Below are 13,094 nucleotides of genomic sequence, written 5' to 3' on the forward strand. Positions count from 1 at the left end.
GCTACATGAAGAAATAGACTGCCCAAAATTTAAACAAATATTTGATTAAAAAAGCACAAACCTCTTTAAATAAAGGTTTGTGCTTTTTCTTTAAAACATAATTGAAATTAAGAGCATTCCAATTCCGATAGAAGTAAATGTTGCAATTAGGCCCGGAATCATAAAACTATGATTTAATACGTATTTACCGATACCTGTTGTACCAGTACGGTCAAAGTTAATGGCAGCAACGATGGTTCCATAGTTTGGAATGAAGAAATATCCATTTACTGCAGGGAACATCGCAATCAGTAGCGCTGGTGGAATACCAAGAGATAGTCCAAGTGGCATTAAGGCACGAACTGTTGCTGCTTGGCTGTACAGTAAAATAGATAGAATGAATAGTGCGATAGCAAATAGCCAAGGTGCACTTGTTACTAAATGCTGAATCGATCCTTGAATCATATTTAAGTTTCCATTAAAGAAAGTATCTCCCATCCAAGCGATACCGAAAATAGCAACAACTGCTGTTGCTCCTGCTTTAAAGACGTTACCAGATACAATGCTTTCTACATTTGGTTTACAGAAAATAATAATAAGAGCCGCGATAGTTAACATAACCATCTCAATTGTGTTCGGCATGGAAAGACGGGCTAACTTCCCATCAACTATCCATCCTGGACGAAGTGCTTCAAATGAACCAAGAAGTACAACAAGGAAGGTTCCTACAAGGAAAAGGATAACTGATAATTTTGCGCCCTTTACACCTACAAATTCTTTTTTCTCTTCAAGCTTAGGAATTAATCCTTCTTTTAATCGTTTTAAGTATTCAGGGTCTTCATTTAATTCTTTTCCCATCTTACTAGCAACAAATGCAGCTATCATACAAGCGATGAAAGTAGAAGGGATACTTACTTTTAAAATATCTAATAAGGTGATTTTATAGTCAGCTAACATTGCTAAAAGTGCAACTGTTGCAGCTGATATAGGACTAGCTGTAATTGCTTGTTGGGAAGCAATTACGGCAATTGACATTGGTCGTTCTGGTCTAATTCCGGATTCGCGAGAGACTTCAGCGATAACAGGAAGTACAGAATAAGCAACGTGACCAGTTCCTGCACAAAGTGTAAATAAATAAGTAACAATTGGAGCAAAGAATGTAATGCGTTTTGGATTTTTTCGTAATGCCTTTTCAGCTAGATGAACAAGGTAGTCCATTCCTCCAGCGGCTTGCAAAGCACCAGCAGCTGTAATTACTGCCAAAATCATAAGCATTACATCGATAGGAGGCGCCGTTGGTTGTAAGTGGAAGACAAAAACGAGTATTGCCATACCAACTCCACCCATTACTCCTAAACCAACTCCGCCTAGGCGTGCACCAATAAAAATACAGAGTAACAAGGTAAGAAATTGTAGCCAAAACATGATAAACTACCTCCGAAATTCATTAGTTAAGATATATTCGAATAGTTTAATTTGAATGAAAATTAAATAAATACCCGAAGAAATCCTTGTTATTTATACATTTTTTATTATATAACATAAAAAAAGTAACATTCACGTACTTTTTGAAATTATTTTGAAAAAGCAATTCATTAAAAATTTGTATTTATATCTCTAAATAAGTAGACATTTTGATTTATATGTTGTAATCTTTGAAAGAGAATAAATTAATTCTCATAGAACTCCCATATCGTTCAACTCGTTCAGCGAGAAAGGCAAACTGATGGAAACATGAGGACGCAAAACTACAGGAGCTAAGGTCGAAAGGCTACGCTAGCCAGTTACCGGACGGATAGGGTTGGTCTTGGCCAATGCTTTTACATTGGCTTTTTTTTATTCTCGAACATATTGAGAAACATTTTCAAACAAAATATTCATATATTTTGTTTTTTTTGTTTATGTTGATTAAGGAAGGTGGATATTAATGAAAAAATATTGGCATAAGTTATCGTTCCTTCAAAAGAACGTCTTATTAACCGTATTAGTTATTTTGACGCTTGTTGGAAGTATGGGTGCGTTAAGTTTCAACATGTTTCAAAATAGTATGATGTCTTTATTTGAAAGGCAGTCTATTGAAACAGGAGAAATAGTATTAAAAAAATTGGATTTAGAGTTAGTTAGAGACATGGCGAAAGATCCTACAGCCGAAAAAGTGAAAAAAGAAAAGTTAACAGAGAAATTAGATGAAGTTTCAAAAGAATTGAAAAGTGTTGGACAAACGTATGTTACAGGAGCAAAGCCGAATGAAAAGCGAGAATTACAACTCGTTGGTTTGACTACAGAGTTAACAAATGCGTTTCCTATAAAGCCGGGAGATTATTATGAACAACCCGCTCATTGGATGAAGGCATACGATAAAGTGATTGATACGAAAAAGGCTCAAATGACAGAAGTATATGAAGATGAAATAGGTTCGTGGGTGACAATATTAGAACCAATTACAGATGGAGAAAACAATATTGTTGCAATTATTGCGGCTGACTTAGATGCTTCCATTGTTCCTATTACAAAAGAGAAGTTTATGATACAGGGCTTACTCTTCATCATTATTTCATTAGCAATTGCGACTATTACTCAATTCTTTATCGTGCGTCACTCGCTAGCTCCATTAAAAGATTTACGAGAAGGGTTACGTAAAATTGGTGAAGGTGACTTAAGTATTAAATTAAAAGAAAGACCAGATGATATTGGAATTATTAATGTTTATTTCAATAACACGATTGAAAAATTTAAAGGGATTATAGATAAAGTAAGGCAAACTGCTGAGCAAGTTTCTTCTTCTTCACAAGAATTGTCGGCGAGTACAGAGGAAAACAGCATGGCAGTTCAAGAGATTGCAAGTTCTATTGAAGGTTTAAGAGTAGGGGCACAGTCTCAAAAAACTTCAGTACAACAATGTTTAGGAATTGTACATGGAATGGAAGATAAGGTAGAAGAAATAACTGGGGCTGCAAAACAAGTTGCGGTTGCTTCTGAAGGTATGGAACAACATTCAATTGAAGGTAATGAAGTGATTGGACAAATTATTAATCAAATGAGTTTAATCCAAAATGCAGTACAAGATTTATCTTCCATCATTTATTCGTTAGAAACAAGGTCAAAAGAAATTAGTGATATCGTAACTGTAATTACAGGTATTTCAAATCAAACAAATTTATTAGCTTTAAATGCTTCTATTGAGGCTTCACGTGCTGGAGCAGCTGGAAGAGGGTTTGCAGTTGTTGCTGATGAAGTACGAAAATTAGCAGAACAAACGGAAGCGTCTGCAAAAGATATAGCGAAATTAATTGGTGAAACACAAGCTGAGACAGAAGATGCTGTAGTTTCCATGCAAAAAGGTTCAAAAGAAGTAGAAACTGGAATTTCGCTTGTTCAAAGTAGTGGAGATTTCTTTGAAAAAATCTCAAAATCAGCGCAATCTGTTACAGATCAAGTAAAAGCTGTTTCCGGTAATTCGAGTGACATTTTACAAAATAGCCAGAATATTGTTCAAGTCGTAAATGAATTATCACATATTGCAAATACTTATGCCAACAGCAGTAGTAATGTTGAAGAAAGCATGAAAGAGCAAGAAATATCAGTACAAGATATTGCAGAATTAGCGACTTCTTTAAGTTGGCTTTCTCAGGAATTACAAGAGCTTATTGGTGAGTTTAAAAGCGAATAAGGAGAAAGTTCAATTCTAATCAAGGGGGTATCTCCGCTACTGATTATGAATTGAACGAATCTGCCCTTTAATAAGGGATGAAAAAGGTGTGAATTTTCACACCTTTATTATATTTAAGAGAGGAATTTACATAAATATGAAATTAGCAATTTCTTATAATGAGATGGTAAAAGAATTTTTAGGAAAAGTAGAAGGAAGTATTAAAATACCTAAAGATGTGCAAGGAACAGAACTTAGGATAAAAAGGAAAACGGAACTGTTTTCAAATTTGACTCGCATTGTGGATTTAATAGGAGCGACTACAACGTGGTTATATCATATTTCTAAAGAAAAACATATTGTCGTGCTTTATCATGTAAGAGGAAGTTTATTTCCGATTACTATTGAAGTTTCTAATTTTCTCTCCTATGAAAGTTTAAATTTACAAATTGAAGAGCAACTGGAGCAAATTAAAGAAATGAATGAGGAAGAAATAGAAGAGTTTCAAAACGGTAATACATTATATGAAATGTCACCTATTATTATTGGTGAAACATATTATGAGCTACAAGACATGAATACATTACAATTTGTATTTAGTAAAAATATGAAAAGTGTAGAAATAATATTTAATAGTGTTAATTGGAAAGAGACAACGATTACTCGTTATGCACAACAAATACAAGGTATTTTAATTTATATATCAAGAAATAATGATAATTATATAAAACGTTTTAATATTATTACAGAGGCCGAGATGGCACTTTATAGTCAAGTGAATGATACGACAGCAGTATATCCTGAGAAAAGTATCGTCGATATGTTCTATAATACTGTTACTCAATTTCCAAATCGTATAGCTTTATCTTCAAGGGAAGGTACTTTAACTTATGAGGAGCTAAATAAAAAAAGTAATCAAATAGCTCATATGTTAATTAAAAACGGCGTCCAATTAGGAGACTATGTTGGAATATTTATGAAACGTAGCATAGACACAGTAGTAAGTATGGTAGCTATATTAAAAGCTGGTGCAGCGTATGTTCCAATTGATCCAGATTATCCCGAAAGTAGAATACAGTACATTATTCAAGATAGCCAAGCGAAAGTTATATTGATGAAAGAGACGCCTATAACATGTGATGGGGTTCAAACAGTTTCAATGTATGATAGTGAAACTTATGAAGATATAGATGTAAAGTTGTCTATTCATTGTGACGATGTAGCTTATATGATTTATACATCTGGTTCAACAGGGAATCCAAAGGGAACGATGTTAGCACATAGAGGCGTTGTTAATCTGTATACTTGGATGAAAAAGCAATATGAATTGACAGAAGAGGATGTATTTGCCCAATTTCCTTCCTTTAGTTTCGATGCCTCTGTATGGGAGTCATTTGCTTCTTTATTCTGCGGAGGAAACTTGTATGTATTACTAGAGGAAGAGCGATTGTCTGTAGAAGCATTTGCAAATGCAATCTATAAAGTGAAAGCAACTTCAATCTTGGCATTAGCAACAATTTTTGTTCGACAAGTAGCAACTTATTTAGCAGAAGAAGATATATATAAGCTAGCTTCCCTAAAAAGAATTGCGATTGGCGGTGAAATGTTGCCTGTAGAGGTTATTAAATTGTGGAGAGAAAGAATAGGTACAAATGTTGAAATTTATAATGTATACGGACCGACAGAATGTACTGTAGTGACGACAACCTATAAAATACCTAGTCAGTTAAATGAGGATGTTGCGAGTATTCCCATTGGTAAACCATGTGCTAATTATCAAGTTATGATTTTGGATGAGAATATGAATCTTTGTCCAATTGGTGTACCTGGTGAATTATATATAGATTCAGTGGGATTAGCAAAAGGGTATTTTAATAAGCCTAATAAAACAATTGAAGCTTTTATTCCGAACCCTTTTAATCCTATAGTTAATATATATAAAACAGGTGATATCGTTAAGTTGCTAGAGGATGGAAATATAGAGTTTTTACATCGGAAAGATGATCAAGTAAAAATTAGAGGACATCGTATTGAACTAGGAGAAATCCAAAGTAAAATTTCTCAAAATCATAATATAAAAGAAAATGCTGTTTTTGCTAAGAAGAGTAAGGAAGGTAGCCAATATTTAATCGCGTTCTATACAACTTTAAATAAAAAAGAAATACCAGAATTAGTTTATCAGTTACAAGAGCAATTACCAGATTATATGGTGCCATCTAAACTAATTTATATTAATGAATTACCACTTACACCTAATAAAAAGATTGATGTTAAGAAGTTAGCTCAGTTAGAAGAAAAGTATGAACCGGTTCGGCTACAAGAATATGTTGCACCTTCTAATAAAGCAGAAAAACAAATAGCGAACGCCTGGGCGGAAGTATTAGGAATTTCAAAAGTTGGAGTGCATGATGATTTCTTTACAATTGGTGGACATTCATTAAAAGTATTACGAGTCTTAACATTGTTAAAAGAAGATTTCTCACATTTAACAATTCAAGATTTCTTTAAAGAAAGAACGATATATGGATTAGCTCGAATTGAGCGAGAAGTAAAAGTAGAGAAAGAAGAAGTATTTCGTGAATATAAAGTGATTCACGAGCCAGATACTATCACGTATGCAAACGTTTTGGAAGAAACCCAGATTTCAAATGTCTTTTTAACAGGAGCTACTGGTTATTTAGGATCACACATATTATATGAATTGTTGAGAGATACATCTGCTACTATTTATTGTTTAGTAAGACCAACCAAAGATGTGCAGCAAAGAATTATAGATACATTAACAGGCTACTTTAATGATATATGTGAAGAATGGTTACAGCGTATACAGGCCGTAGCTGGTGATCTGGGAGAAGAGTATCTTGGGATGAGCGAAGAAGAATTTATGTTCATCAGTTCTAAGATGGATACGATAATTCATTGCGGTGCAGATGTAAGACATTTTGGAGATGTAAAACAATTTGAAAATATAAATGTCCAAGGAACTAGCCGTATGCTAGCATTAGCGGAGAAAGGTGCTACATTCCATTTTATTTCTACAATTGGTATCCCGTTAGAATTAGCGGTAGATCAATGGGATACATACATGAAAACTGGTGATTTTAATTACAGTGTAGACTTAGAGAATGTATATTCAAATAGTAAACTACAAGCGGAAAACATTGTTCGTGAAGCAATGAAAAATGGTTTGCGCGGAAATATTTATCGTGCAGGTAATTTAGCATGTCATTCAGAAACAGGTTCGTTCCAACAAAATATTGAAGGAAACGCATTTTATCGTCTTATTAAAACAATGCTATTAATTGGGAAAGCACCAAATGTGAAGTGGAAAGTTGATTTCACACCAATTGATTTTGCTAGTAAATCAATTGTATCGTATTTACAAGATGCGCAAATTGTAGGAGAGACGTTACATATTTGTCATCCACATCAAATTGAGTTTGAACAATTTATACAGCTAATTGGAGAGTGTGGATACAATCTTGAAATGGTTCCACTTTCAGAATATGTAAATACCGGACTTGCATTAGCGAAGGGAAATGAAGTAATAGCAGAGTTAATTGCTTCTCAAGTTGCAGGAGATGGAGCACAGCAATCTGAAATTGTAATGGGTACGCGTAGAACGAATGAATGGATTAAGAAAAAAGAATTGATAGTACCAGCAATTAATAAAGAATTTATACAGCAGTTATTAGCTCATGGTGAAAAAGTTGGTTATTTTCCAAAAATAATGAAATGATTATGCATGCTTTTGTTTGTTCAATAAAATAAATCATGCTACAATGAAAACGAATTAAGGACCGGGGAGCCAATTGGCTGAGAGGATGTAAGTAAACATCGACCCTCAACCTGATCTGGATAATGCCAGCGTAGGGAGTTACTTAAAGTGATGTAGCATATGTTATTCTGTAATAACTTGCATACAAGGCTTTCCTACGCAGTAGGAAAGCCTTTTCTTATTTTTGAAATTTAATTTTATAAGGGGGATTTTATTATGTCACAACAAGTTACAATGTCATTTTCAGTAGTACCACAAGCGAAAACGAAAGATGTATATTCTGTTGTCGATAAAGCAATTGAAGTTGTGCAACAATCGGGAGTTCGTTATGAAGTAGGGGCAATGGAAACAACTTTGGAAGGAGAATTAGATGTACTTCTTGATGTCGTTAAACGTGCGCAACAAGCTTGCGTCGATGCTGGAGCAGAAGAAGTGATTACTTCTATTAAAATCCATTATCGTCCAAGCACTGGTGTAACGATAGATGAAAAGGTTTGGAAGTACCGTGATGAATATGCAAAACCAGAAGCAATCTAAACTTATTACAACTATTTGGCTTATCCTTCTCATTGCGATATGGGAAGGATCTGTTTCATTATTTAAAATCGAACCGTGGATTTTACCAAAGCCTTCTGCCATTGTTCAAGAATTAATTGGGATGAAAGATTTACTATTACCAAATACGATGCAAACACTGCAGGAAGTTATAATTGGACTATTATTTGCAATTTTATTGGGGACGAGCATCGCAATTATTATGGATGTTATACCGTTATTTCGTATTTTAATAAATCCATTGCTCGTTATTTCGCAAACAATTCCAATTGTTGTACTTGCACCGCTATTTATTATTTGGTTTGGATATGGGATGTTGCCGAAAGTAATGGTCGTAATACTCGTTTGTTTCTTCCCAATTGCGCTTAGTATTTTAGAAGGTTTTCAAACAGTAGATAAAAATATGCTGAAACTGTTACAAACAATGAAGGCGACGAAATGGCAAGTTTACCAGAAGGTAAAATTTCCAGCAGTGCTCCCATACTTTTTCTCAGGTTTAAAAATTGCAGTTACATATAGCGTAATGGGGGCAATTATCGGAGAATGGCTCGGTGCAAGTGAAGGATTAGGCGTTATGCTTACGAGGGCTACAAAATCCTTTTTGACTGCCCGAGTATTTGGTGTTGCAGCAATCATCGTTATGGTGACATTATGCCTGTATTTTATCGTAGAGTTTATGGCAAGAATAACAGCACCATGGATATATAGAAAGGACGGCAGAAAATGAAAAAAGGTTTGAAAGTTATGTTAGCTGCCTTAGTAGCGGTAGGTGTGGCTGGATGTAATCCGGCGAAGAAAGAAGAAAGTGCAAGTAAAGATCAAAAAGTAAAAGTAGTATTAGATTGGTTTCCAAATACGAATCATACTGGCTTGTATGTAGCGAAAACGAAAGATTATTACAAAAAGCAAGGATTAGATGTAGAAATTATTCAACCAGGTGACAATGTAACAGCAGAGCAAATGATAGCATCAGGAAAAGCAGACTTCGCAATAAGTGCACAAGAAAATGTAACGTTAGCTCGTGTAGAAGGAATTCCTGTTGTATCTGTAGGAGCGATTATTCAGCATAACACTTCAGCGTTTGCATCGCTTAAGAAAGACAATATGACGTCACCGAAAGATTTTGAAGGTAAACGTTACGGCGGCTGGGGAGGACCAGCAGAAGAAGCGACATTAAAGACGATTATGGATAAACATCAAGCTGATTTTAATAAAGTTGAAAAAATCATCTTAGGACAAACAGATTTCTTTAAATCAATTGGCCGTGATGCAGATTTCGAATGGATTTATTACGGTTGGGATGGTATTGAAGCGAAGCGTCAAGGAAAAGAGTTAAATACGATTATGGTGAAGGACTTAGATCCAGCGCTTGATTTCTATAGTCCTGTTATTATTACGAGTGAAAAACATACGAAGCAAGATAAAGACTTTGTGAAAAAGTTTATGAGTGCAACGACAGAAGGTTATAATTTTGCAATTAAGGAACCGAAAGAGGCTGCTGATATTTTAATTAAAGCTGTTCCAGATGTGAATAAAGATTTAGTTCAAGAAAGCCAAAAATGGTTAAGTACGAAGTATCAAGATGATGCTAAAGCATGGGGAGTACAGAAGGAAGAAATTTGGACGAATTACATGAATTTCTTATATGACAACAAAGTTATTAAAAAGAAAATCGATGTAAAAGATGCTTTTACAAATGAATTCCTTCCAAGTGAAAAATGAGCGGATTACAAATAAAAAATATAGTGAAATCTTTCGACGGAAAGAATGTATTAGAGAATATTAGTGCCTCTATACAAGAGGGAGAGTTTGTTTCCTTTGTAGGACCGAGTGGTTGCGGGAAAAGCACATTATTAAACATGATTGCAAATGTTGAAAAACCAACAAGCGGGAACGTAACGTATAACGATAAGCAAGTACAAGAGCAAGATGTTGTTAGTTATATGCCACAACAAGATTTATTACTACCGTGGCGATCAGCTTTGCAAAATATCGTTCTTCCGTTAGAAATTGAAGGAAAGCCGAAAAAACAAAGGCTGACAGAAGGAATGGAAGCATTAAAGCAGTTCGAACTAGATGAATATGCAAACCATTATCCAGATGAATTGTCTGGTGGTATGCGTCAAAGAATTAGTTTTCTGCGCACATATTTATGTGAAAAGCCAATTATGCTGCTTGATGAGCCTTTTGGTAAATTAGATGCATTTACAAAAATGGAAGTACATAGCTGGCTTTTAAACTCTTGGCATCAAGAGAAGCAAACAATCGTTATGGTTACACATGACTTAGATGAGGCAATCTTGCTTTCAGATCGCGTATTTATTTTATCTCAAAGACCAGCGTCAATAGTTGGCGAGGTACAAGTGAAATTACCTAGGCCGAGAACGATGGATATGTTAACATCACTCGAATTAAAAAAGGATAAAGAAGAGATTTTAAGTGTGTTAGCTCCTTATATGAAAAAATAGAAAAAGCTGATGTTTTAATTTTAGACGAACGGACTAATCATTTGGATGTAGAAACTAAGATGGCTTTACAGGAAGCGTTACAACAATACAAAGGAACGGTTTTAATTGTCTCACATGAACCTTCTTTCTATGAATCGTAGATAACAAAATTATGAAATATAGAAGAATGGAATACTCAACAATATGAATAAAGAAAAGGCATTAGCTTTTATGAGCTAATGCCTTTTCTTTGTGATTAACATGATTTTCGAGAACTCTTACATGAGAATTGTATGAAGAAGCACTCTTATGGTGCGCTTATAAGCGTGCTTTTTCTTTTGTTATATTTATAATACGAAAGCCTTTCCCTAACAGGTGACTATCTTTCTTTATATATATAGATAGTTCAAAATGGAATAAAAATAATTCCTTTATGTAAAGGATAATATGGATATTATAGGAAGACAATAGAAATTAAAGGGAATTCATGTAAAATTCAAATGAACTTCATATAAACTTCATATTAGAAATTAAATATAATTATAATAGGTTATTGTGATATTTTTGATTTTTCATAAAATTAAAAGTTTGAATTTAGGAGGTATTGCTCAAACCTAAATTCAAACTTTATTGAAGTAATTAATGGATATTACGTCTAGTTTTCGCTAATGACGGCATTTAAAAGTTCGGCAGGATTACCTGTTCCTGCACCGCCAATTGTAATAGATCCACCAGGAGGAATTTCACCATTCCATCCTGCGTTCGTAATTACATAATGATTATTTGTTTTACTACTAATTTTAGAATCCCAAACTTGTGTTAAATTGCCGCTATAATCAAATTCTAATTTCCAATTTTTAATAGGAGTCGTTCCATTATTTTTGATTATAATTGAGAAGTTATAACCGCTGCCCCAATTCGAAGTGACTGAAAATGTAGCAGTACCATTTCCATCAGGAGGTGTCGTATTAGCTTCATCCGTTTTGACAGTAAGAGCGGTAGGTTGTGATTTATTTCCAGCAGCATCTTTGGCAATTACCGAAAATTTGTATTCCGTATTAGGTTTTAAGTTTTTAATTGTAATGCTATTTGTTGTTGTACTCCATTTCTCTTCTCCAGCAGTAATTTCATATTCCGTAACTCCTACGTTATCAGTAGATACAGTCCAGTTTAATTGAACTGAGTTTGAATTTTTATTCGTAACTACAATGTTTTTAACATTCGTTGGTGGCTCAGTATCTTTTTGACTAATAGGTCCACCAAGTAATTCTTTTACTAGCGTATCAAGTAATTTTGGACCACTGCAACTATATTTTGGACTTGTACGGCAATCTCCGCTTAGTTCCCAAAACATTGCTCCATTTAAACCTTTCGTCTTTATATAGTCTGTTTTGTATTTCATAGATTCATTGTCATCGTAGCTAATAAATGTGCCTGTAGTTGCATTATATAAGTAAGGTACTTTAGCTGTGTCATTCCAGTAGCGTACAAAACCATTTTTATTAACGTAATTGGCTGCTAAATCACCGTAATCATACACACCTGTGTCACCGGTAGAGTAATCATCCCAAGTACCTTTAGAAGCAAGTTTCCCATCACTACCTGGTTTGCAAGGTTGATATTGTCCGTTATTTTCTTTGCCACAACTTTTCCAGCCACGTCCGTAAAAGGGTACGCCTAATACTAGTTTATCGACTGGAACACCTTCATTTGTATAAACATTTATAGCACCATCTACGTAAAAATTCGTATTTGCTGCTGGGTCATTTGGATCCTTATATAGAGCTGCATTATGATTAGAAGTAGCTTCCCATCCGCCGTGGAAATCATATGTCATAATATTAATCCAATCGAGTATTTGAGAAATTTTCTTTAGTTCTGTATGATCAGCGTAGCGTTGACTTGCACCTGAAGCGATTGTTAGTAAATATTGTTTGCCATCTTCAGCACCTGCTTTATTCAAAGCATTTCGGACGTCTTGAAGAAGGAGAGTGAAATTTTGTTTATCTTCAGGACGATAACTACCACCAGGAATCGTTTCAACGCCCGGATATTCCCAGTCTAAATCTACGCCATCAAACCCATATGCGCGAAGAAAAGCTACTGTAGATTCAGCAAATACTTTTCTTGTTTTTTCATCAGCGGCCATATCAGAAAAGCGGTTAGACCAAGTCCAGCCACCAACGGAAATAATTGTTTTTAAGTGAGGATATTTAGCTTTTAATCGTTTTAGTTCCCCGAAATTTCCGCAACGGGCATATTTATCGCAATCTTCCCAAGTTGTCCCTGAGCCAGGATACGATTTGGTAACATCAGCCCATGGTTCACCGAGTACGAGAGTACCATTAGGAACCTCTTTATTTTGCAATGGTACACCAGATTCTTTACAGTTCCACGTTTGTTTATTTGGATTATCAGGATGAGTAGAAGGGTTTCCATGTTTTCCGTTCCAACAAATATCCGCGAAAGCATAGTTAAGGTGAGTAAGTTTTGATGCATCAATGTCAGCAACTTGATAATTACGTCCGTAAACGCCCCACGAAGGAAAGTATCCAACAATTTTTTGACTTTGCTTTGGTGAATCTGCTAATGCGAGATTTGGATTAATAAAATTTGTGAGAAAAAGAGGTAAGAAAAGTAGTAGAGATAGTAATAACAGTGTGAATTTTTGAGACCTCATAGCCAT

General features: G+C 34.7%; 8 protein-coding genes and 2 riboswitches. Of the genes, 6 read left to right on the forward strand and 2 right to left on the reverse strand.

The genetic code is table 11. The annotated features are described in order from the left end of the window. Nucleotides 1-90 precede the first annotated feature (90 nt). Nucleotides 91-1,404, reverse strand: a complete 1,314-nt coding sequence (locus AU379_RS25490; RefSeq protein WP_000498691.1) for an anaerobic C4-dicarboxylate transporter — start codon at nucleotides 1,402-1,404, stop codon at nucleotides 91-93. A gap of 282 nt (nucleotides 1,405-1,686) precedes the next feature. Further along, nucleotides 1,687-1,771: riboswitch (cyclic di-GMP riboswitch) on the forward strand. Nucleotides 1,772-1,906: 135 nt separating this feature from the next. Between AU379_RS25490 and AU379_RS25495 the strand changes: the two genes are divergently transcribed. From AU379_RS25495 to AU379_RS25520, 6 genes are all read left to right on the forward strand, one after another. Continuing rightward, nucleotides 1,907-3,649: a methyl-accepting chemotaxis protein gene (locus tag AU379_RS25495; RefSeq protein WP_061140017.1), complete on the forward strand. Its 1,743-nt coding sequence runs from the start codon at nucleotides 1,907-1,909 to the stop codon at nucleotides 3,647-3,649. Between the two features lie 136 nt (nucleotides 3,650-3,785). Next, on the forward strand, nucleotides 3,786-7,367 hold the full coding sequence (locus AU379_RS25500) for a non-ribosomal peptide synthetase (RefSeq protein ID WP_061140018.1): 3,582 nt from the start codon (nucleotides 3,786-3,788) through the stop codon (nucleotides 7,365-7,367). Nucleotides 7,368-7,419: 52 nt separating this feature from the next. After that, a riboswitch (TPP riboswitch) is annotated at nucleotides 7,420-7,521 on the forward strand. 101 nt (nucleotides 7,522-7,622) lie between these two features. Further along, a complete protein-coding gene (locus AU379_RS25505; protein ID WP_000082906.1) occupies nucleotides 7,623-7,943 on the forward strand; it encodes an MTH1187 family thiamine-binding protein in 321 nt (106 codons plus the stop codon). Continuing rightward, nucleotides 7,915-8,688, forward strand: a complete 774-nt coding sequence (locus AU379_RS25510) for an ABC transporter permease (protein ID WP_061140019.1) — start codon at nucleotides 7,915-7,917, stop codon at nucleotides 8,686-8,688. Before AU379_RS25505 ends, AU379_RS25510 begins: the two co-directional genes overlap by 29 nt. Further along, nucleotides 8,685-9,683, forward strand: a complete 999-nt coding sequence (locus AU379_RS25515; RefSeq protein WP_000715568.1) for an ABC transporter substrate-binding protein — start codon at nucleotides 8,685-8,687, stop codon at nucleotides 9,681-9,683. Before AU379_RS25510 ends, AU379_RS25515 begins: the two co-directional genes overlap by 4 nt. Then, complete coding sequence (locus AU379_RS25520; protein ID WP_000016085.1) at nucleotides 9,680-10,429, forward strand: ABC transporter ATP-binding protein; 750 nt, start codon at nucleotides 9,680-9,682, stop codon at nucleotides 10,427-10,429. Before AU379_RS25515 ends, AU379_RS25520 begins: the two co-directional genes overlap by 4 nt. Nucleotides 10,430-11,063: 634 nt before the next feature. Here AU379_RS25520 and AU379_RS25525 read toward each other — a convergent pair. Beyond that, a complete protein-coding gene (locus tag AU379_RS25525) occupies nucleotides 11,064-13,088 on the reverse strand; it encodes a glycosyl hydrolase family 18 protein (RefSeq protein ID WP_050821538.1) in 2,025 nt (674 codons plus the stop codon). Nucleotides 13,089-13,094: the final 6 nt, after the last annotated feature.

Source organism: Bacillus sp. JH7, assembly GCF_001563515.1.
Lineage (GTDB): Bacteria > Bacillota > Bacilli > Bacillales > Bacillaceae_G > Bacillus_A > Bacillus_A cereus.

Bases quoted from the DNA above. Each gene is read 5' to 3' on its own strand.
- AU379_RS25490 (WP_000498691.1), bottom strand. From the start codon at position 1,404: ATGTTTTGGCTACAATTTCTTACCTTGTTACTCTGTATTTTTATTGGT.
- AU379_RS25515 (WP_000715568.1), top strand. From the start codon at position 8,685: ATGAAAAAAGGTTTGAAAGTTATGTTAGCTGCCTTAGTAGCGGTAGGT.
- AU379_RS25495 (WP_061140017.1), top strand. From the start codon at position 1,907: ATGAAAAAATATTGGCATAAGTTATCGTTCCTTCAAAAGAACGTCTTA.
- AU379_RS25520 (WP_000016085.1), top strand. From the start codon at position 9,680: ATGAGCGGATTACAAATAAAAAATATAGTGAAATCTTTCGACGGAAAG.
- AU379_RS25525 (WP_050821538.1), bottom strand. From the start codon at position 13,088: ATGAGGTCTCAAAAATTCACACTGTTATTACTATCTCTACTACTTTTC.
- AU379_RS25500 (WP_061140018.1), top strand. From the start codon at position 3,786: ATGAAATTAGCAATTTCTTATAATGAGATGGTAAAAGAATTTTTAGGA.
- AU379_RS25505 (WP_000082906.1), top strand. From the start codon at position 7,623: ATGTCACAACAAGTTACAATGTCATTTTCAGTAGTACCACAAGCGAAA.
- AU379_RS25510 (WP_061140019.1), top strand. From the start codon at position 7,915: ATGAATATGCAAAACCAGAAGCAATCTAAACTTATTACAACTATTTGG.